This window comes from Glaciecola sp. HA4-3 (assembly GCF_055693685.1).
The window spans coordinates 1,241,023-1,261,267 of record NZ_CM146340.1 but is presented as its reverse complement, the minus strand read 5'-3'; the positions used below and the strand labels follow the sequence as shown (position 1 = coordinate 1,261,267).

Annotated in this window: 18 protein-coding genes and 2 pseudogenes; 16 read left to right on the top strand and 4 right to left on the bottom strand. The window is 39.8% G+C overall.

The features are described from left to right. Positions 1–321: 321 nt before the first annotated feature. The 5 genes from ACZ1G6_RS06060 (at position 322) to ACZ1G6_RS06040 (ending at position 6,013) form a co-directional block, all read left to right on the top strand. Entirely contained in the window at positions 322–1,167 is an 846-nt protein-coding gene (locus ACZ1G6_RS06060) for a MurR/RpiR family transcriptional regulator (RefSeq protein WP_472618489.1), read from the top strand. A gap of 48 nt (positions 1,168–1,215) precedes the next feature. After that, a complete protein-coding gene (gene pyk, locus ACZ1G6_RS06055; protein ID WP_472618488.1) occupies positions 1,216–2,652 on the top strand; it encodes a pyruvate kinase in 1,437 nt (478 codons plus the stop codon). A gap of 105 nt (positions 2,653–2,757) precedes the next feature. After that, positions 2,758–3,960 (top strand): pyridoxal phosphate-dependent decarboxylase family protein, encoded by a 1,203-nt coding sequence (locus tag ACZ1G6_RS06050; protein WP_472618487.1) that lies wholly within the window; start codon positions 2,758–2,760, stop codon positions 3,958–3,960. 114 nt (positions 3,961–4,074) lie between these two features. Continuing rightward, positions 4,075–4,659: a hypothetical protein gene (locus ACZ1G6_RS06045; protein WP_472618486.1), complete on the top strand. Its 585-nt coding sequence runs from the start codon at positions 4,075–4,077 to the stop codon at positions 4,657–4,659. Between the two features lie 157 nt (positions 4,660–4,816). Beyond that, complete coding sequence (locus tag ACZ1G6_RS06040) at positions 4,817–6,013, top strand: saccharopine dehydrogenase family protein (protein ID WP_472618485.1); 1,197 nt, start codon at positions 4,817–4,819, stop codon at positions 6,011–6,013. 19 nt (positions 6,014–6,032) lie between these two features. Here the strand turns inward: ACZ1G6_RS06040 and ACZ1G6_RS06035 are convergent, their stop codons facing one another. Continuing rightward, positions 6,033–6,584, bottom strand: coding sequence for an NAD(P)H nitroreductase (locus ACZ1G6_RS06035; protein ID WP_472618484.1), 552 nt, complete (start codon positions 6,582–6,584; stop codon positions 6,033–6,035). Between the two features lie 172 nt (positions 6,585–6,756). Here ACZ1G6_RS06035 and sppA point away from each other — a divergent pair, with 172 nt between their 5' ends. Together sppA and ACZ1G6_RS06025 are read left to right on the top strand one after the other, a co-directional pair. Next, positions 6,757–8,625 carry a signal peptide peptidase SppA gene (gene sppA, locus ACZ1G6_RS06030; protein ID WP_472618483.1) on the top strand — a complete coding sequence of 623 codons (1,869 nt, stop codon included), beginning with the start codon at positions 6,757–6,759 and terminating at the stop codon, positions 8,623–8,625. A gap of 77 nt (positions 8,626–8,702) precedes the next feature. Beyond that, positions 8,703–9,236, top strand: coding sequence for a SprT family zinc-dependent metalloprotease (locus ACZ1G6_RS06025; RefSeq protein WP_472618482.1), 534 nt, complete (start codon positions 8,703–8,705; stop codon positions 9,234–9,236). 10 nt (positions 9,237–9,246) lie between these two features. On the opposite strand, the gene yfbV is transcribed toward ACZ1G6_RS06025, so the two are convergent. Then, entirely contained in the window at positions 9,247–9,681 is a 435-nt protein-coding gene (gene yfbV / locus ACZ1G6_RS06020; protein WP_472618481.1) for a terminus macrodomain insulation protein YfbV, read from the bottom strand. 359 nt (positions 9,682–10,040) lie between these two features. On the opposite strand from yfbV, the pseudogene trxB reads away from it, so the two are divergent. The 4 genes and pseudogenes from trxB to infA all read left to right on the top strand — a co-directional run bounded on the left by trxB (position 10,041) and on the right by infA (position 12,822). Next, positions 10,041–10,999 (top strand): annotated as a pseudogene (trxB, locus tag ACZ1G6_RS06015) (thioredoxin-disulfide reductase). A gap of 41 nt (positions 11,000–11,040) precedes the next feature. Beyond that, positions 11,041–11,765: pseudogene (gene aat / locus ACZ1G6_RS06010) on the top strand (leucyl/phenylalanyl-tRNA--protein transferase). A gap of 13 nt (positions 11,766–11,778) precedes the next feature. Then, positions 11,779–12,468 (top strand): arginyltransferase, encoded by a 690-nt coding sequence (locus tag ACZ1G6_RS06005; RefSeq protein WP_472618480.1) that lies wholly within the window; start codon positions 11,779–11,781, stop codon positions 12,466–12,468. 135 nt (positions 12,469–12,603) lie between these two features. Further along, positions 12,604–12,822 carry a translation initiation factor IF-1 gene (infA, locus tag ACZ1G6_RS06000; protein ID WP_472618479.1) on the top strand — a complete coding sequence of 73 codons (219 nt, stop codon included), beginning with the start codon at positions 12,604–12,606 and terminating at the stop codon, positions 12,820–12,822. Positions 12,823–12,983: 161 nt separating this feature from the next. Here the strand turns inward: infA and clpA are convergent, their stop codons facing one another. Together clpA and clpS are read right to left on the bottom strand one after the other, a co-directional pair. Next, positions 12,984–15,254 carry an ATP-dependent Clp protease ATP-binding subunit ClpA gene (clpA, locus tag ACZ1G6_RS05995; protein ID WP_472618478.1) on the bottom strand — a complete coding sequence of 757 codons (2,271 nt, stop codon included), beginning with the start codon at positions 15,252–15,254 and terminating at the stop codon, positions 12,984–12,986. Between the two features lie 10 nt (positions 15,255–15,264). After that, a complete protein-coding gene (gene clpS, locus ACZ1G6_RS05990) occupies positions 15,265–15,582 on the bottom strand; it encodes an ATP-dependent Clp protease adapter ClpS (protein WP_472618477.1) in 318 nt (105 codons plus the stop codon). Between the two features lie 270 nt (positions 15,583–15,852). Between clpS and cspD the strand changes: the two genes are divergently transcribed. The 5 genes from cspD to purB all read left to right on the top strand — a co-directional run bounded on the left by cspD (position 15,853) and on the right by purB (position 20,095). After that, a complete protein-coding gene (gene cspD / locus ACZ1G6_RS05985; protein ID WP_472618476.1) occupies positions 15,853–16,077 on the top strand; it encodes a cold shock domain-containing protein CspD in 225 nt (74 codons plus the stop codon). 69 nt (positions 16,078–16,146) lie between these two features. Next, the gene (locus tag ACZ1G6_RS05980; protein ID WP_472618475.1) at positions 16,147–16,737 is read left to right on the top strand and encodes a pseudouridine synthase; all 591 of its coding nucleotides are present in this window, start codon (positions 16,147–16,149) and stop codon (positions 16,735–16,737) included. Between the two features lie 158 nt (positions 16,738–16,895). After that, positions 16,896–18,056 carry a tRNA 2-thiouridine(34) synthase MnmA gene (gene mnmA, locus ACZ1G6_RS05975; RefSeq protein ID WP_472618474.1) on the top strand — a complete coding sequence of 387 codons (1,161 nt, stop codon included), beginning with the start codon at positions 16,896–16,898 and terminating at the stop codon, positions 18,054–18,056. 5 nt (positions 18,057–18,061) lie between these two features. Then, positions 18,062–18,682: a high frequency lysogenization protein HflD gene (hflD, locus tag ACZ1G6_RS05970; protein WP_472618473.1), complete on the top strand. Its 621-nt coding sequence runs from the start codon at positions 18,062–18,064 to the stop codon at positions 18,680–18,682. A gap of 21 nt (positions 18,683–18,703) precedes the next feature. Next, complete coding sequence (gene purB / locus ACZ1G6_RS05965; RefSeq protein WP_472618472.1) at positions 18,704–20,095, top strand: adenylosuccinate lyase; 1,392 nt, start codon at positions 18,704–18,706, stop codon at positions 20,093–20,095. The last annotated feature ends 150 nt before the right edge of the window (positions 20,096–20,245 follow it).

Sequence of the window (20,245 nt, the reverse complement as noted above, 5' to 3'; positions counted from 1 at the left end):
CCTATAGTTAACTATAAATGTAGTAAAATTACAATTAATTTATTTGTATTCCTTTATGATGCAACGAAAATAAAAAAAACATTTGAAGTGCCAAGTTTTTTGTTTAAATACATATAGTTAAACAAAAATAGCTATCTAAGCACAGACTATATAGGCTTAAAATCCAAATTTCATGACGCTATTTATTTACTATTTCGTGGTAAAATAGCCCTGAATATTAAATAAAATTACAAGTATTTCGTTAAAAAGTTACAAGAAATATGACAAAATAGAAAATAAGCAGTAAGATATAAGCAAAATTGATCCGAAAAAGACTCAATAATGAACATTCTAGAAAAAATATCGCAAGATATGACTGAATTTAGTAAGTCTGAAAAGAAGGTAGCAGAAGTAATATTAGCCAATCCTCAATCCGCTATTCATTCTTCAATTGCCACATTAGCAAAGCTGTCCAACGTCAGCGAACCTACAGTAAACCGCTTTTGTCGACGCCTTGATACTAAAGGTTACCCAGATTTTAAATTACACCTAGCCCAGAGTTTGGCAAATGGCACACCGTACGTTAATCGTCATGTTGATGAGTTCGATAGTCCTGATGAATACACTAACAAGATTTTTGAATCCACCATGGCTTCACTTGAAGTTGCCAGACAATCAATTGATATAGCAATGGTAAATCGCGTAGTTGACTTACTAACTCAAGCGAGAAACATCTCATTTTTCGGCTTAGGCGCATCAGCCTCTGTCGCGAAAGATGCAGTAAACAAATTCTTTAGATTTAATGTCCCAGTAATACATTTTGATGATATTTTGATGCAGCGCATGAGTTGTATGAACAGTCGTGAAGGTGATGTTGTGATTTTTATTTCCCATACGGGTCGCACCAAAAGTCTGGTTGATATTGCAGCTATTGCTCGGGCAAATGACGCAACTGTTATTGGGATCACAAGTGCTGAGTCGCCTTTGGCCAAAGAGTGTAACTACGTATTATCATTAGCGGTTCCTGAAGACACCGATTTGTATATGCCAATGGCGTCACGAATTGCACAGCTGACCTTGATTGATGTACTGGCGACCGGTTTTACGCTTCGAAGAGGAAACAAGTTTCGAGAAAACCTTAAACGGGTAAAAGATACTTTAAGAAGCTCCCGATATCACAAAAATTAGCCCCTAATAAACCAATGTTAATCACCCCAACAACAAGAGAGAAATGTAATGTCTCGTAGAACAAAAATACTCGCAACACTGGGCCCTGCTACTGATTCCGCAGAAATGATTGAAGCGATTATCAAAGCAGGCGCAAATGTTGTGCGAATGAACTTTTCACATGGCAGTGCAGAAGATCATATTCAACGAGCACAACGGGTCAGAGATGTCGCTCATAGCTTGGGCACATATGTCGGTATTTTAGGGGACTTACAAGGCCCTAAAATTAGAGTCTCACGATTTAAAAATGATTTTGTCACATTAACAATGGGGCAAACATTCATATTAGACGCCGAATTAGATACCTACTCAGGCACTGCAGAATCTGTTGGTATTGATTACAAAGCGCTTCCTGACGATGTGAGTAAAGATGATATTCTTTTATTAGATGATGGAAGAATCCAGCTAAGAGTAACAAAAGTATTAGGCAAAAAAGTTCACACGGTGGTTACAGTTGCAGGCAAACTGTCCAATAACAAGGGCATTAATCGACTTGGTGGTGGCTTATCCGCCGAGGCGCTTACTGAAAAAGATAAACAAGATATTGTGACTGCAGCAAAAATGAGAGTTGATTATTTAGCCGTATCATTCCCACGCTCGGGTGCAGACTTGGATTATGCGCGAAAATTAGCCGAAGAAGCCGGATGCTTCGCTAAAATATGCGCTAAAGTTGAGCGAGCAGAAACAGTTGCTTCACAAGATGCAATGGACGATATTATCCATGCATCAGATGCTGTAATGGTTGCGCGCGGTGATTTAGGTGTAGAAATAGGGGACGCCGAATTAGTTGGTGTGCAAAAAAAATTAATCGCTCGTTCTAGGCAACTTAATAGAGTTGTTATTACCGCGACACAGATGATGGAGTCGATGATTGAAAGCCCTATGCCCACTCGTGCTGAAGTCATGGATGTTGCTAACGCTGTGTTAGATGGTACTGATGCGGTAATGTTATCAGCTGAAACTGCTGCAGGTAATTTTCCAATTGAAACAGTTGCTGCAATGGCTCGAGTTTGTGAAGGCGCAGAAACCCATCCAAGTGTTAAAATATCGAAACACAGAGTCGATGAAGCCTTCAGCGATGTAAGCGAAACTACTGCTATGGCGGCGGTATATGCAGCAAACCATCTAGGTACAATAAAGGCGATTGTGGGTTTAACAGAAAGTGGGACAACGCCAAAGCTGATGTCAAGAATTACTACCTCTTTACCCATTATCGCAATGTCTAGACATACACAAACACTGAATATTATGGCACTTTACAGAGGTGTAAAACCGATGTATTTCGACACGACTAAAAGTCAACCAGGCTTTTTAACCTCAGATGTCGTGGTGGCACTAAAAGAAAATGGCATATTGAATATTGGCGACCAATTTATATTAACCTACGGTGATAAAATGGAGACTATAGGCGCAACAAATGTATGTAAAATTGTGACCGTTAGCTAAATTAAATAATATTACGTAAAAAAAGGTGAGTGATCTCGCCTTTTTTTATGAGACACGATAGATTGAACAGTAGCATACACACTGTTGAGGCCTTCTAAATCTATTATGAAAACTACTGATCCAAGTTTTGCTTACAATCAAGGCTTAGCACGTGCCTTATCCTTACTACAAAATCCTTGCAAACAAAATGAAGCCTTACCTATCGAGTTTCCAGATATCGGGCTTGGTGAAGAGCATGCTCTTAGGTTACTCAGTTCGCATGTCATTGAACATGCCACTATGCTTGGTGCTCCTGATGCGATGGCCCACATGGATCCCCCGACCCCTTGGATTACTTGGGCAACAGCACAGTGGAATGCTAGCCTTAATCAAAACTTACTTCACCAAGCAACCTCCCCTTTTGCAGGAGAAGCTGAGCGTCTTGTAATCAATTGGCTTGCTCCATATTTTGGTATGAAGGATGGCCATATGTGCAGTGGGTCAAGTATTGCCAATTTAACTGCATTATGGGCAGCAAGAGACACAAAGGGTATAAATAAAGTCGTCACATCACATCACGCTCATTCAAGTATAAAAAAATCAGCTAAGATACTGGGCATGAGTCTTGAACTCATCCCATGTAATAATCAAGGTCAACTTGATATTTCATGCCTTGAAGATATTAGCGACGCTTGCCTAGTATTAAATGCAGGAACGACATCAACTGGTGCAATTGACTCAAGCGAAATTATAGGGCGAGCAGCATGGTGCCATATTGATGCTGCATGGGGTGGACCACTGCGCTTATGCGAGCGATATGCTCACTTATTAGATGGAATTGAGAATGCGGACTCAGTTAGCGTTTCAGCGCACAAATGGCTCTTTCAACCGAAGGGTTCTGCTATTATTTTGTTTAAGGACCCCAAGTCAGCTCACAGTGCTATTACTCTTGATGCGGGCTACCTTTCGTCACCAAACATTGGTGTGCAAGGCTCAAGAGGTGCAAGCGCGATTCCATTGCTTGCCACAATTTTAGCTTGGGGTAGTAAAGGTTTCGAACAACGAATAGAGAAATGTATGGATAACGCCTCTGAGCTTGCAAAAACCCTAAGCCAACGAAGCGATATAGAGCTTTATTCAACACCAACAACTGGTGTGTTTCTATTTAGACCTACATTAATGGACACACATACTTTTTTAAAACAGCTCCCTCATGGCATGTTTTCAAGTTATCAATCACAATCTGGGCTATGGGTACGATGTGTTTCTGCAAACCCTATGGTCAACATCAGTCTTATATTATCAGCTATCAATAAGGTATTGAACTAAGGTCGCAAATACATGTTTTCTTTTGCTTTTAGCTTGTTAAATTTGCCTCAACAGCCTATTGTTAAGAGTGACACAGCACAAGAAACACTACATCACAGACACATAGGAACACATATGAACACACCAATAAGACCCGGTTTTCCTCTAAGTAAGATGCTTTCGTTAAGTTTGCTACTTGCAGGCATGACTATAGGAGCTTCAAGTTTTGCCATTACGCCGGATGATAAAGTAGAAAATAAACTTCACGCTCATCATCATGGTAATGATGGTCATCAAACTGAACATGAGCATCATCATGGTCAAGATGGACATACAAATGAACACGCGCATCATCATGGTGACGACGGTCATGCAAATGAGCACGAGCATCATCATGGCGATGATGGTCACACCAATGAATACGAACACCATCATACGGCTGCCAACCATATAGAAGATGAAACTCATCATCATGGCGATCACGCACATGATAGTGAACACACTCATCATCATGGCGTAGACGATGGTCACACAAACGAACATGAGCACCATCACGGCGATGATGGCCATGCTAACGAGCATGAGCATCATCATGGAAAAGACGGTCATGCCAACGAGCACGAGCATCATCATGGAGATGACGGCCACGAGAGTGAACATCAACACCATCATGAAGATGCAATGGTTAAAGACGACCATCATCATCATGAGAAAAAGTAAACACCTTAGTTTATGTCAAAAAAGCGAGCAATAGGCTCGCTTTTTTATTGCTTTGCACATCAATGTGAATAGGCATATATCACCCTAATCAATTATCTTTTTTTCTTTCTTTCGTATAGTTATTAGCTATGGTGATAACAACTAAATAGGAAAACTCATGACTCAAGCAAGTAAGAAATATGACTTAGTGGTGTTTGGTAGCACAGGCTTCACCGGTAAATTAGTAGCTGAATATTTACATCAATTCTATGGCCAAAATGGACCGCTAGCGGATGAGAATATCAAATGGGCAATGGCAGGCCGTAGCCTTGACAAACTAGCACATGTAAAGTCTGAACTTGGTATTGATGATAGTATTGATTTGATTGTCGCAGATAGTGATGACAATGAAGCGCTATCAAACTTAGTAGCTAATACTAAAGTTGTTTTAACCACCGTTGGGCCCTATCAACTCTATGGCGAAAAACTTCTCAATGCTTGCGTCGAAAGTGGCACCGGTTATGTCGATTTATGCGGTGAACCGGCTTGGATGCATCAAATGATAAATAAATATCAAGCTCGCGCCATAGAAACCTCAGCAGTTATTGTTTTCTCATGTGGTTTTGATTCTATACCGTTTGATTTGGGTGTATTTGCCTTACAAGACCATGTTAAAAGCACTACTGGCACAGCACTGAATTATGTAAAAGGCAGAGTACGCAAGATGCAAGGTACCTTCTCTGGTGGCACAGCCGCTAGCTTAAAGGCAACATTAGTTGCGGCAAAACAAGACCCTAGTCTAATGAAAGCGCTAATTAATCCCTATTCATTAGCAACATCAGATGTGTTGGCCGAACAACCTAGAGGCGACAAACCCTACTTTGATGAATCTCTTAATTCATGGGTCGCGCCTTTTATTATGGCAGCTATTAATACCAAAAATGTGCATCGAACAAACTATCTATTAGATTATGCTTATGGCAAAGATTTTCAATATGATGAAATGATGCTTACAGGCCCAGGCGATAAGGGAGAAGCAATTGCAAAGCATGTTGCCAATGATAAATCTTTATCTGGAGACAAGGGCCCAAAACCCGGAGAAGGCCCGAGTAAAGAAGAACGAGAAAATGGGTTCTATGATGTATTGTTCATTGGTGAACATGAAAATGGACAAACCTATAGCGCTAGTGTTGCTGGAGATTTAGATCCCGGATATGGTTCTACGTCTAGAATGATTACTGAAAGCGCAATTTGCCTAGCAAACATGCAAGCAGACATTAAGGGCGGATTTTACACATCGGCACCAGCCATGGGACACTCGCTAATAGAGCGTTTAACAAAAAATGCAGGTTTAGTATTTAAAATAGAAAGTTAAGGTGTTAGTCCAGTATTGACTAAGACCAATACTGGACTAAATCGCCCTGCTCAACTCGTTGGCGCGGCATACTTTTTAGTGGCGTACTGCCTAAATACAAAAAGCCTAAAATTTCATCATCTGATTTACAGTCTAAGCTACGTTTTACAAGTTCATCGCATGCATACCATCCTGTACGCCATATTCCTTGGTAGCCTTGAGCCAAAGCTGCCATTTGCATTGCATTAACTGCACATGCTGTTGATGCGATTTGCTCTACCCTCGGGATTTTGGGATCTTCTTTATGGTCACATATTGCCACGATGACCATTGGGGCTCGGTGCGGTAATTGAGGCGCCCTTTCAATGGATTCAGCCCCTTTATTATTTCTAATAGCGGCTTGTTTAAAAATTTCTCCTAATTTATGCAAACCTTCTCCGGTACATACAATAAAGCGCCAAGGTCGAAGGCATTTATGATCAGGAGCAGCAAATGCGCTTTGCAGAATATTGTCAAGGACATCACCCGCTGGCGCTGGCGCGTTTAAACGCGGTTGAGAACGTCGATTAAGTAACATATCAAGTGCAAGCATAATCTTCCTTAGAATCGTTTTATTTATCGTATTATTACATAAGACATACATATTAAGTTTAGATATCTATACATCTTTGTGTAACAACTTTTTACAATTTACGATTGTCTTTTTATCTCGTGCTTAGATAAACTGCAAAATAGAAAATTATAATAGAAAAGGGTAAGTACACATGTCAGAGAAAACAAGTTTTACCAAATCGCTCTTTGTGGGTATTTGGAATGCGCTGAACTTTAGTCGCAGATTGGTTTTAAATATTTTATTTTTAGTGATTCTCATCGCTATTATTGTAGGAATAGCGAGTTCTGGTTCAGACAAACCTACTGTTAAAGATTCCAGTGCTTTAATCTTAAATCTTCAAGGTAACCTTGTTATTCAAAAAACATGGGTTGATCCTGCTGAGAAATTTATTTCTCAAGCACTTGGCCAAGGTCAAGAGAATCCTGAAATCTTACTAAATGACCTGATTAAGGTTATTGAAAACGCAACCGAAGACGACCGTATCAAAGCAATGGTACTTAAGTTAGATAGCTTTGGTGGCGGAGGTATGGACAAGCTTAAGATGGTAGGTGAAGCTTTAAACGATTTTAAAGCATCCGGCAAACCAATTTATGCCAATGGTGACTATTACACTAGAAACCAATACTACCTCGCCTCTCATGCTGACAATGTATATATCCATCCTATGGGTATTTTATTGATGGAAGGCTATGCCCGTTATGGCACCTATTTCAAAGATGCATTAGATAGATTTAACATCACAACTCATGTATTTAAAGTAGGTAAGTTTAAATCAGCGGTTGAACCATTTACACGTAATGACATGTCGGATGAAGCAAAACTAGCAAACGAAGCTTGGCTCAATGAATTATGGGCAATGTTTAAAGGTGATGTTGCAGGCGCTAGAGAATTTGGTGAAGATAACTTTGATGAGACCTTTGCAGACTTTTTAGCGAAGTTTGAGAGTGTAAAGGGTGATTTCGGCGAATATGCGTTAAATAATGATTGGGTCGATGGACTTCGAACACGCGAAGAATTTAAAGCTCAAATGATTGAATTATTAGGTGAAGGCGAAGAAGAAAACACCTATAACTCGGTTAGTTTCGCTCGCTACCTAGATATTATTACACCTGATATGCCAGCATTACCGACACAAAAAGATAAAGTCGCCGTTATTGTAGCAAAAGGTACGATTTTAGATGGTAATCAAGACCCAGGAACAATTGGTGGCGACAGCACAGCAAAACTGCTTCGTGAAGCCCGCATGGATGACCAAGTCAAAGCAGTAGTACTGCAAGTAGATTCAGGTGGTGGTAGTGCCTTTGCTAGTGAAGTTATTCGTCGTGAAGTTGAATTAATCAAAGAAGCTGGAAAGCCAATTGTTGCTAGTATGAGCTCTGTTGCTGCATCAGGCGGTTATTGGATATCGGTAAGTACAGATCGTATCTTTGCTGAACCTAGCACTATCACAGGCTCTATTGGTATTTTTGGTATGATAAATACCTTTGAGGATGCATTCTCATATGTTGGCATTAATACCGATGGTGTGAGTACGTCTGAGCTAGACGGTATCGACCCAACTCGTGGCTTAAGCGATGGGTATAAAAGCCTTTTTCAGCTTAATATTGAACGCGGATATGAAAGGTTTATATCGTTGGTTGCCAACGAAAGAGGCATGACACTTGAAGAAGTAGATGCCGTTGCGCAAGGAAGAGTTTGGGTCGGTACACAAGCCCTAGAGTTAGGCCTAGTGGACGAGTTGGGCGGCCTAGCTGAAGCAGTTGCGCACGCTGCTGAGTTAGCAACATTAGAAGATTTTGAGAAAGTATACATCGAAAGAGAATTAACTGAAGATGAATTGATGTGGCAAAACCTATTGCAAAACGCAAGCGTCGCAATGTCTGGGTTGAACATCGATTACAGTCCTAGCCCTCTAGTCGATTTTGCTGATAAACTTGAAGAAAAATCAAGTATGATCACAGAGTTAAATGACCCGATGGGTGCTTATGTGTTGTGCATGGAATGCTCAATGGTTAAATAAACATCTTGCTTATAATTCATGATGAATGACAAGAGTCGGATATATTATCCGGCTCTTTTTTTTGATAAACTTTCGTTATGACGATTATTGATAATACCGAAAATATCAGTTTGTGTGACGCTGCAAAAAAACGCGCAAACGACGCCTTATTTAGTCACTATCAACATGCCATTTCAAAGCTTGAGATGCCTTGGTACAAAGCAGCACTAAAACTACCTACCCTTGCTTTTACACAGCGCGGTAAAATCGCTGGTTGTGCTATCCTTAATAAAAATATAATTAAGTTAAACCCCGTGTTATTCGCTCATAATGAAACGCAGTTTATTGAGCAAGTGATTCCTCACGAACTAGCACATCTTATCGTATATTCAAAATTTGGCAGATACGCAAAGCCGCATGGGAAAGAGTGGCGTTATGTAATGAGTAATATATTTAATTTATCGCCAAACGTTACCCATAAGATGGACACTAAGGTACTCGCAGAGCAATCGTTTGCCTATCAATGCGCTTGTCAAACAATTGAATTATCATTAATTCGGCATAATAAGGTGCAAAGAGGAAAGCAAGAATATTATTGTAAGCGTTGTAAGAAGGTATTAGAAAAAACGTGATAGATGAGCTCTATTTGAAAGCCTTGTCTATTTCACGATATGCAGCTGTTAGTACAACCGCGAGCTCTTTAAACTTTGGCTTACGGCTCAGTTTAGCCACATCACAACCCTCTGACATCAATTTAGTATAAATTTCGTTGTACCACGCCGATATTTGAGGAGGCACTTGTTGTTCCGAACGATATCCTAACCATATCAGCCCTTGAAAAGGCAAACCAACAAAAAAGATCCCTGTAGCAAGCGCTTGAGGAAAAAACGACATGCCTAAAAAATGTAGTTGAAGGACGAATATAAACACGCCTAATCCAGGTAATATTTTCAGCCCCAATTTTGTCGCAAGAATAACTCTACATTCAGGGAAAAGAGCAAAAAGTTGTTTTTGCATTGGCCACTGCGCCATATAGGCTTTTCCCAATTTTATGTAGTTCATAATATTTTGCGCCATTGTTTTGCTTTTGCCTTAAGTTACCGCTGGAGAACATCATAATATGACACATCAGCCGTGTCTAAAAATACCCATATTTTAAATTAATTTGTTGTTTTAATAGTGATACAACTACTTAAATCATAGCATAAATGCTACTCTTTACAGGTACAGTTTTGTATGACTCGTAAAGCTAAATTTGACGCCGTATGTTGACTTTTCTAGTCGCAACACCAAAAAATCCAGCTTCATATAAGTATACGCTCATACATATAAATATGGCTCAAGCTAATCTTAGCTAAAATATAACAAAACATACTATTGAATTACTTACAATTGCCCGTATATACACAGGCAATGTTTTACTTTCGGAGATTTTAATGGCGACTTCTAGACATGTGCCACTGCTAATTCTTGGCTCAGGACCTGCTGGCTATACAGCTGCAGTATACGCTGCAAGAGCAAATTTAAGCCCAGTTTTGATTACAGGTAGTCAACAAGGCGGACAACTCACAACAACTACAGAAGTAGAAAACTGGCTACAGGCGATGCAAATGATTTAACTGGACCTAACCTGATGGTGCGGATGCAAGAGCATGCCGAAAAGTTTGATACCGAAATAGTATACGACCACATTGTTAAAACTGACTTAAGCAAACGTCCTTTTACTTTAGTTGGAGAAAATGGTGAATATACTTGTGATGCGCTTATCATTTGTACAGGAGCATCGGCTAAGTATTTAGGCCTTCCCAGCGAGAGCGCGTTTATGGGCAAAGGCGTTAGTGCGTGTGCAACGTGTGATGGCTTTTTCTACCGCAATCAAAAAGTTGTTGTTGTTGGTGGGGGAAACACCGCCGTTGAAGAAGCACTGTATTTGTCTAACATTGCCTCTGAAGTCCATGTAGTGCATCGCCGCGACACGTTTAGAAGTGAAAAGATTTTAGCCTCTCGTTTATTAGAAAAAGCCAAAAATGGTAATGTTGTTCTTCACCTCAATAAGACGCTCGAAGAAGTCGTGGGAGATGAAATGGGGGTAACTGGAATAAAAATTAAAGATACCCAGAGCTCTGACGTTACAAGTGTCGACGCAATGGGGGTTTTTATTGCCATTGGTCATTCACCTAATACAGGAATTTTTGATGGTGAGCTTGATATGAAAGACGGATATATTATCGTTAATAGCGGCTTGCACGGCGGCGCAACGCAAACTAGTGTTGAAGGTGTGTTTGCAGCTGGTGATGTAAGTGATCATGTTTATCGTCAAGCGATCACCTCTGCCGGCACAGGTTGCATGGCAGCACTTGACGCAGAAAAATATTTGGATGCTTTGGAAAAATAATACAACTTCGCAAAATACGTCAAATGTGACTAAGTTTACTTATGCTTGAGCTATTTAAACTTAGTCATCCATTGATATTTCCCAACGTTGACTTCGCGCTTGATGAACCTAATGGTTTGCTTGCTTTTGGAGGGGATTTATCGCCAAATCGTTTGATTCAAGCTTATAAACATGGAATATTTCCATGGTATAGCCACGATGAACCAATTCTTTGGTGGTCTCCAAATCCTAGAGCAATTATTGATGCACGAAACTTTACTGCAAACAAAAGTTTAAAAAAAGTATCCGCAAATATCAGTACCACGCGAGTCTAAATCGCGATTTTGATTCGGTTATTGAGTATTGCGCGACTGTCCCAAGAAATAACTTACATCAATCAGATGAGCATGAAAATCCAACTTGGATTACTCAAGAGATGATTGATGCCTATAAACAATTACATCGTTTAGGTTATGCTCACTCGATAGAAGTATATGATTCTACCGACAAACTGGTAGGTGGCCTTTATGGTGTAGTGGTAAGTAGTGTGTTTTGTGGCGAATCAATGTTTCACTTACAAACAGATGCAAGTAAGACTGCATTTTTTGCACTATCGACACACCTTCAAAAACATAAACTATGGGTAATAGACTGTCAGTTAGTCAATCCACATCTAGAGCGTTTAGGCTGTCAAGCAATTGAACGTCAAGAATTTATAGGTCTTCTTGAACAACACAAAGACATGGTAGACTGTTGGCAAAAGCAATCATTACCCTTACCCATATAGTTTATTTTTATTTATGAAATTTGGTGTTACACAGTCATTTTCTTGTAGTTATTTACCCGAGCGAGAAGAGCAACTGCTCGTATGCATGGAAAAGGAAGAATCACTTTATGAGCACTACCCTAGCTTAATTCAAAGCGGGTTTAGACGCAGTGGTGAGCAGTTATATCGACCACATTGTCAAAACTGTCAAGCTTGTGAATCACTAAGGGTGGTTTGCAGCGCCTTCAAACCATCTAAGAGTCAGCGTCGAATACTTAACAAAAACAAAGATATCAGTGTCTGTGTTAGCGAGGCTGAGCGCGACGATTATTATTCTCTTTATGAACAATATATTAATACTGCCCATAAGGATGGAGCTATGTACCCTCCATCCTATGAACAGTACCGTTCATTTATACGATGCAATTGGAATGATCCGATATTTATAGAGGGAAGGATACAAGGTGAATTGGTAGGCGTGGCGGTGACAGACAAGTTACCAAATGCACTATCAGCGCTATATACGTATTTTTCACCAGCACTAAATAAACGCTCTCTTGGGACATTTTTTATTCTAAAACAGATAGAGCTATGTCAAAAAGAAAACATGCATTACTTATATTTAGGTTATCAAATAGATGATTGCGATAAAATGAACTACAAAAATAAGTTTTATCCAAATCAACGTTTGCAAGACAAACAATGGGTTTTATCGATAAAATAGGCAGGAAAAACTTTACTATTGAATGATTTTCCAGTATCGTTCGCGCGCAACGAAAGCGGTGTGTTCTTGTTAAAAGTATAATTAGTTCGCTTTGCACACCAGCAATTACTAAATCAAATGAGGTTATCTCGCTAAATGGCAAAAGAAGATTGTATTGAAATGGAAGGCACGGTACTTGATACCCTTCCAAACACTATGTTTAGAGTAGAGCTTGAAAACAAGCACGTCGTTACTGCGCACATTTCTGGCAAGATGCGTAAAAACTACATCCGTATTTTAACGGGCGACAAAGTAACGGTTGAAATGACTCCTTACGATCTAAGTAAAGGCCGTATTATTTATCGAGCAAGATAAATAGTCTGCACACACGCATTTTTAACGTAAAAAGCCACTTTTCAGTGGCTTTTTATTTACCTGCTCTACGGTGATAACTCCGTTTGTAGCGAATTAGCATTGAGCTTTATGGCCCAATGCTGGTAACCAACTATATGCGTATTACGGCTGTCTTAGCTAATTTATACTTCTTCGCTTTTTGTGGTTTCGACGCTCGTGTAATTAAAATGAAGCTTTTTATTCTTCATCCCCACTTTTACCTCGCCGCCTTTTGCTAATTTCCCAAATAACAACTCTGAGGCGAGCTCACGCTTTAACTCTTCTTGGATTAATCTAGCCATTGGTCTTGCACCCATGGATTTGTCATAGCCCTTCTGTGCCATATACTCTCGCGCTTTATCGCTGACTTCTAGTGAAACACCTTTAACATCGAGTTGCGCCTGAAGTTCAATGATAAATTTATCTACCACTTGCATAATCACCTCTTCATTTAGGTGATTAAACCATACAATACTATCTAAGCGGTTTCTAAATTCTGGCGTAAATGTTTTGTTAATTTCTGCCATAGCATCATGACTATGATCTTGTTGCTTAAAGCCCATAGATTTGCGCACAGTTGCCTGTACACCTGCGTTAGTTGTCATCACTAACACTACGTTTCTAAAATCAACTTTCCGCCCATTGTTATCGGTAAGCGTTCCATGATCCATGACTTGCAACAGAATGTTATAAATATCACTGTGCGCTTTTTCCATTTCATCGAGCAAGACAACACAATACGGATTTTTAATGACAGCATCGGTTAGTAAACCACCTTGGTCATATCCAACATAACCAGGAGGTGCTCCTATCAAACGACTAACGGCATGACGCTCCATGTATTCTGACATATCAAAGCGCACTAATTCGACGCCCATAGCTTTAGCTAGCTGTTGCGTCACCTCAGTTTTACCTACACCTGTTGGACCTGCGAATAAGAAGTTTCCAATCGGTTTAGCTTCATTTCCTAATCCAGAACGCGACAATTGAATTGCCTGAGACATTTTCTCAATCGCTTCGTCTTGGCCAAACACTACCATTTTCAGATTTCGCTCTAGATTTTTTAGCACATCTTTATCTGACGCAGACACTGACTTTTCGGGGATGCGCGCAATCTTTGCAATAATTTGCTCAATATCGCTCACATTGATAGTCTTTTTGCGTTTTGATACTGGCAACAGTCTTTGACTTGCGCCGGCCTCGTCAATTACATCAATTGCTTTATCAGGTAATTGACGTTCATTGATGTACTTAGCAGATAATTCAGCCGCCGCTTGCAACGCTTTTTGCGTAAATCGAACACTATGGTGCTCTTCATATCGAGATTTCAATCCCATTAGAATTTTGGTGGTATCTCCAACACTCGGCTCTTTTATATCAACTTTTTGGAAGCGCCTTGCCAATGCACGGTCTTTCTCAAAAATCCCTTGATACTCTTGGTAAGTCGTAGAACCTATGCAGCGCAACTCACCACTGCTTAGTTTAGGTTTAAGCAAATTAGACGCGTCCATTACACCACCAGACGCTGCGCCAGCTCCAATAATTGTATGAATCTCATCAATAAATAAAATTGCATGCTCGTCACGACTTAATTCTTTAAGAATGCCTTTCAACCTTTTTTCAAAATCCCCTCTATATTTAGTGCCAGCAAGTAAACCGCCCAAATCTAAAGAATAAATTGTGCTATCCGCAATTACCTCAGGTACATCTTCATTTACAATTCTAAATGCCAATCCTTCAGCTATAGCGGTTTTACCTACGCCTGCCTCACCAACAAGTAGTGGATTGTTTTTACGTCGACGACATAAAATTTGAATGCTTCTTTCTACTTCAAAATCTCGGCCAATAAGCGGATCGATTTTGCCTTCTTTTGCGGCAACATTTAGATTACTTGCATACTTAGAAAGCATTGACTGATTTTCTTCACCCTCGGCGCCTTCTTCTGAAATTTCTTCAGAGGGAACATCCTCATCATCACTTTTACTCACACCATGAGAAATAAAATTAACCACATCTAGACGCGTTACATCCGCTTTTTTGAGTATATATACCGCTTGTGATTCTTGTTCACTGAAAATTGCCACCAGGACATTGGCACCTGTTACTTCACCCTTTCCTGAAGATTGCACATGAAACACGGCTCTTTGTAATACACGCTGAAAGCCCAAGGTAGGCTGTGTCTCGCGCTCAGCTGCATCTTCCTCACTAATAAGAGGCGTTGTTTCATTGACAAAATCTGTCAATTCAGTACGAAGAACATCAACTTTTGCTCCACAGGCTTTTAAAGCTTCCCCCGCGGCTGGGTTGTCTAATAGTGTGAGCAAAAGATGCTCTACAGTCATGAACTCATGACGTTGTTGACGCGCAAAAACAAAGGCTTCGTTGAGCGTTTGTTCTAAATCTTTATTTAACATACTTTCCCCTTTACTGCGCTGGTTCCATCGTACACATAAGCGGGTGCTGATGTTTACGAGAATATTGATTGACTTGCATCACTTTTGTTTCTGCAATCTCTGCAGTATATATGCCACAAACTGCTTTTCCTTGATAATGAACGGTTAACATTAGCTGATTCGCTTTTTCCATGTCCATTGCGAAAAATTTTTGTAAGACTTCGATGACAAAGTCCATAGGCGTGTAATCATCATTGTTTAACATGACCTTATACATCGGAGGCGGCTGCGTTTTCTGTCTTTGCAGCTGCTTTTCACGTTCGATATTAATAATATTTTCTTTACTCATAATAATATAATAGTAGATATATCAAGACTTAGACCAAAGACATAACCAATTAGTATAATTTTGTGACAAAATCGAGATATTTGCAGAGTTCTTCTTGACATAAAGTGTTCATAATATCTACAGTAACACTAAGTGATACTTAAAGTGAGTAGCACTCGCCACTTTTAGTTCAAATTAGTGTTAATTGCAGGCGTAATTAGTAATAATTTGTGCTGTAAGTAGTATGTGGTGACGATTGTTCAAAATTTCAAGGAATTAGGAAGCACTAGCATGGCAGTTGGTAAAGTAAAATGGTTTAACAATGCGAAAGGGTTTGGTTTCATCGTCCCAGAAGATGGCGGAGACGATATCTTTGCACACTACTCTACGATACAAATGGACGGGTATCGCTCTTTAAAAGCGGGACAAAGCGTTAAATACGATGTTCAGGAGGGCCCAAAAGGTCTGCACGCCGAAAATATCGATTTTGCGGATGATGGCGAACCCACTCGATAATTATGTAAACGAAAGATAACAAAAAGCAGATTTTATCTGCTTTTTTTGTGGCCAACATTAGAAGTTAAAATGGCATATAAACATAAAAATAACAGCGCCTTCAAAGGGCCTGCCCCAACACGTAAACTAGTGCTTTTTAATAAGCCTTACAAAGTTATGTGCCAGTTTACAGACGATAGTGATAAAAAACGTCCTACACTTAAAGACTATATTGATATTCCTGATGTATATGCTGCTGGTCGACTTGATTATGATAGTGAAGGCCTTTTGGTGCTTACTAATGATGGTAAATTAGCTAATAGAATAACCAGCCCTCAACACAAAACAACAAAGACCTATTGGGTGCAAGTTGAAGGAAATGTCGCAATGTCATCAATTGAAAAGCTATCTCAGGGCGTTGAACTTAAAGATGGCATCACGTTACCTGCAAAGGTCAGCAAAATCAATGAACCTGCAATATGGCCTAGAACGCCTCCGATCAGGTCGCGCAGAGACATTCCAACGACATGGTTGAGTATTACCCTTAGTGAAGGCAGAAATCGACAAGTTAGACGTATGACAGCCAAAATCAATCATCCGACCCTTCGCCTTATAAGGTATCGAATTGGAAATTGGACGATTGATGGATTAGAAAATGGTGAGTACTACGAGCTAAATTAGGCTCATATTGCCATATGGGCAAACCATGGCACAAAATGATATAAATTAGCACAAACACCAAATGACGAACTCATATTGCTTTGCTATAATTAAGTAAGCATAGATAAGGTCAACTACGCGCAGTAAAAGCGCACACAATTGAGCATTAAAATTTCCAAATGAGTAAGATCGATCCCTATTTACAAAAACCCAAAAGTGCTATTAAAGTCATTGTCGGAATGTCCGGCGGTGTAGATTCTTCTGTTTCAGCCTTGCTGTTAAAGGAACAAGGCTACCAAGTAGAAGGTCTTTTCATGAAAAATTGGGAAGAAGATGACAATGATGAATATTGTGCAGCAGCTGAAGATCTAGCCGATGCAAAAGCGGTCGCTGATAAATTGGGGATCTATTTACATACGATCAATTTTGCAGCTGAATATTGGGACAATGTATTTGAATATTTTCTTGAAGAATACAAAGCAGGTCGAACCCCCAACCCCGATATTATGTGCAACAAAGAAATAAAATTTAAAGCCTTTTTAGACTTTGCTGCCGAAGACCTAGGCGCCGATTATATTGCGACAGGACATTACACACAACGACGTCTGCGCAATGGTCAGTGGCAAATGCTAAGAGGAAACGACGACAACAAAGATCAGAGTTATTTTTTATATACCCTTAGCCATGAACATATTGCAAAAACCTTATTCCCTATAGGTGATTTGCCAAAGCCAAAAGTGAGAGAAATTGCACTTAAAAACGATTTAATTACCCATGACAAGAAAGATAGTACTGGAATCTGTTTTATCGGTGAACGTAAGTTCTCAGATTTTTTAAGTCAGTATTTACCGGCACAGCCGGGTATTATTGAAACGATTGACGGGATTGAGATAGGTACGCATCAGGGTTTAATGTACCACACCCTTGGTCAACGCAAAGGTTTGCTTATTGGCGGAAAAAAAGAGTTTGGAGATGAGCCTTGGTATGTTGTTGAAAAAGATGTAAAACGAAATGTATTAATCGTTGCACAAGGAGCTAACCATCCAAGTATGTTTTCAATGGGGCTTATCGCTAACCAGCTACATTTTGTAGATAGAGTGGGCCTTGAGCAAGTCACAACAATTACCGTCAAAACAAGATATCGCCAACAAGACATTCAATGCAAATATATCCCCCAAGCAGACGGCACTGCTAAGTTACTTTTTGAACAAGCTCAAAAAGCCGTAACACCAGGACAGTCAGCTGTTTTTTACCAAGATGAAGTTTGCCTTGGCGGCGGCATAATTGATAGCTACATTAAGTCTGATGACAATAATCATTCTTTATTAAAACGGGCATAATTTTCATGAGTAATCACGAACAACATCTTGCCCTTGCTGGCGTATGTCAATCTGCTTCGTTGGTTCAACAGATAGCCCGTAAGGGTGAGTTTGACAAAGAAGCATTTGAAGCGAGTATTTCAAGTATTCTTGTCACAGATGCAGATAGCCCACAACAAGTATATGGCTCTTTACAAAACCTCAAACTGGGATTCATCAGTTTAGTTGCTCAATTAGATACTCATAATCAGAAAAAAGACGCCGAATTAACGCGGTACATTGCTTCAGTGCTAAGTTTAGAGCGCAAATTAAGTCGAAATCAAAAAGCACTGGGAGCGTTGGCAGACCGCGTCTCACATGTTCAACGTCAATTGGCGCATGTGGATTTTGAAAGTAGTCAGATAATGACATCCTTAGCCTCAATATATTCAGATATCGTAAGCCCATTGGCACCTAAAATCCAGGTGGCAGGCAATCCTGAATTCTTGAGTATTGAAACTAATCAAAAACGTGTCAGAGCTCTTCTTTTAGCTGGCATTAGATCTGCTGTATTGTGGCGTCAATTAGGTGGTAAACGTCGACAAATTTTATTTAATCGCAAAGCCATAGTGGTGTCGGGAAAACACGCACTTCGCTCAATAAATTAAACATTTAATTAAGGTACTTTGATGGAACTTTCTTCTTTAAGCGCCCTATCGCCAGTAGACGGTCGATATGGAAACAAAAGTCACGAATTACGGTCATATTTTAGCGAATATGGCTTGATTTATCATCGAGTACTTGTTGAAGTTCGCTGGCTACAAGCTTTATCCGAGCATAGTGACATCGCCGAAGTGCCTGCATTTTCAGATAAAGCGACACAATTGTTGAACAATATCGTAGCGAATTTTAATGAATCAGATGCCCAGCGTATTAAAGACATTGAGAGTACAACAAATCATGATGTAAAAGCAGTTGAGTATTTTCTAAAGGAAAAGGTCGCAGACTTGCCAGAACTTGAGCAAGTAAATGAATTTATTCATTTTGCATGTACATCTGAAGATATTAATAACCTGTCACATGCACTTATGCTAAAGGGTGGTATTGAGTCTGTCATGTTGCCTCAATGCAAAAAAATAATTGATGCAATGACAGCATTAGCGAAAGAATATAAACATATTCCAATGATGGCCAGAACGCATGGTCAACCCGCCTCTCCCACTACAATGGGAAAGGAAATGGCTAATGTAGTGGCTCGTTTAGCCAGACAATACCAGCAAATTAAAGCCGTACCATTTTTAGGCAAACTCAATGGTGCAGTAGGTAATTACAATGCTCACTTGAGCGCATATCCACACACAGATTGGCATGCCTTTTCTAAACACTTTGTTGAATCCTTGGGCCTTGATCACAATCCATACACAACACAAATTGAACCTCATGATTACATTGCAGAACTTTACGATGCAATGGCAAGATTTAACACTATTGTGCTTGATTTTGATCGTGATATTTGGGGCTATATCGCCCTAGGCCACTTTAAACAAAAAACCATTGATGGTGAAATTGGTTCCTCAACCATGCCACACAAAGTAAATCCTATCGATTTTGAAAACTCAGAAGGTAATCTAGGGATTGCAAACGCTATATTTTCACATTTGGCAGTAAAGTTACCTGTCAGTAGATGGCAACGAGACTTAACCGATTCGACTGTCCTGCGCAATTTAGGTGTTGGCTTTGGCTATACGCTAATCGCCTACAAAGCAACATTAAAAGGCATTAGCAAATTACAAGTTAATCAAGATAGTCTTGAGAAAGAACTTGATAGTAACTGGGAGCTTTTGGCGGAACCAATCCAAACAGTGATGCGCAGATATGCAATAGAAAAACCTTATGAGAAATTAAAAGAACTCACTCGAGGAAAGAAAGTCAACGCTGAGCATATGGCTGACTTTATTGACGGCTTAAGCTTGCCACAAGAAGCTAAAGAAGAACTCAAACGTTTGTCCCCTTCAAGCTATATTGGTAATGCCATTGCACTCACAGATGAATTATTAAGTGAAGTTAACAACATTAACTAAGCATTAGCTTAATCAGTATCAGCCTCCCAAAAGCACACAGTTTATCGCTATAATCTTGTGTGCTTTTTTATGTCTAAAAACATCAGCAGCAAGGTAAGACCAATATTCTTTACGCTTTACTCATCTTACCAGTACTATTTGTCTTCGCTA

What these genes read in the sequence shown, in the direction of transcription:
- ACZ1G6_RS06045 (WP_472618486.1), top strand. Translation starts at nt 4,075, where the DNA reads ATGAACACACCAATAAGACCCGGTTTTCCTCTAAGTAAGATGCTTTCG.
- mnmA (WP_472618474.1), top strand. Translation starts at nt 16,896, where the DNA reads ATGAGTAAGATCGATCCCTATTTACAAAAACCCAAAAGTGCTATTAAA.
- ACZ1G6_RS06005 (WP_472618480.1), top strand. Translation starts at nt 11,779, where the DNA reads ATGAAATTTGGTGTTACACAGTCATTTTCTTGTAGTTATTTACCCGAG.
- sppA (WP_472618483.1), top strand. Translation starts at nt 6,757, where the DNA reads ATGTCAGAGAAAACAAGTTTTACCAAATCGCTCTTTGTGGGTATTTGG.
- hflD (WP_472618473.1), top strand. Translation starts at nt 18,062, where the DNA reads ATGAGTAATCACGAACAACATCTTGCCCTTGCTGGCGTATGTCAATCT.
- pyk (WP_472618488.1), top strand. Translation starts at nt 1,216, where the DNA reads ATGTCTCGTAGAACAAAAATACTCGCAACACTGGGCCCTGCTACTGAT.
- clpA (WP_472618478.1), bottom strand. Translation starts at nt 15,254, where the DNA reads ATGTTAAATAAAGATTTAGAACAAACGCTCAACGAAGCCTTTGTTTTT.
- cspD (WP_472618476.1), top strand. Translation starts at nt 15,853, where the DNA reads ATGGCAGTTGGTAAAGTAAAATGGTTTAACAATGCGAAAGGGTTTGGT.
- ACZ1G6_RS05980 (WP_472618475.1), top strand. Translation starts at nt 16,147, where the DNA reads ATGGCATATAAACATAAAAATAACAGCGCCTTCAAAGGGCCTGCCCCA.
- ACZ1G6_RS06050 (WP_472618487.1), top strand. Translation starts at nt 2,758, where the DNA reads ATGAAAACTACTGATCCAAGTTTTGCTTACAATCAAGGCTTAGCACGT.
- yfbV (WP_472618481.1), bottom strand. Translation starts at nt 9,681, where the DNA reads ATGGCGCAAAATATTATGAACTACATAAAATTGGGAAAAGCCTATATG.
- purB (WP_472618472.1), top strand. Translation starts at nt 18,704, where the DNA reads ATGGAACTTTCTTCTTTAAGCGCCCTATCGCCAGTAGACGGTCGATAT.
- infA (WP_472618479.1), top strand. Translation starts at nt 12,604, where the DNA reads ATGGCAAAAGAAGATTGTATTGAAATGGAAGGCACGGTACTTGATACC.
- ACZ1G6_RS06040 (WP_472618485.1), top strand. Translation starts at nt 4,817, where the DNA reads ATGACTCAAGCAAGTAAGAAATATGACTTAGTGGTGTTTGGTAGCACA.
- ACZ1G6_RS06025 (WP_472618482.1), top strand. Translation starts at nt 8,703, where the DNA reads ATGACGATTATTGATAATACCGAAAATATCAGTTTGTGTGACGCTGCA.
- ACZ1G6_RS06060 (WP_472618489.1), top strand. Translation starts at nt 322, where the DNA reads ATGAACATTCTAGAAAAAATATCGCAAGATATGACTGAATTTAGTAAG.
- clpS (WP_472618477.1), bottom strand. Translation starts at nt 15,582, where the DNA reads ATGAGTAAAGAAAATATTATTAATATCGAACGTGAAAAGCAGCTGCAA.
- ACZ1G6_RS06035 (WP_472618484.1), bottom strand. Translation starts at nt 6,584, where the DNA reads ATGCTTGCACTTGATATGTTACTTAATCGACGTTCTCAACCGCGTTTA.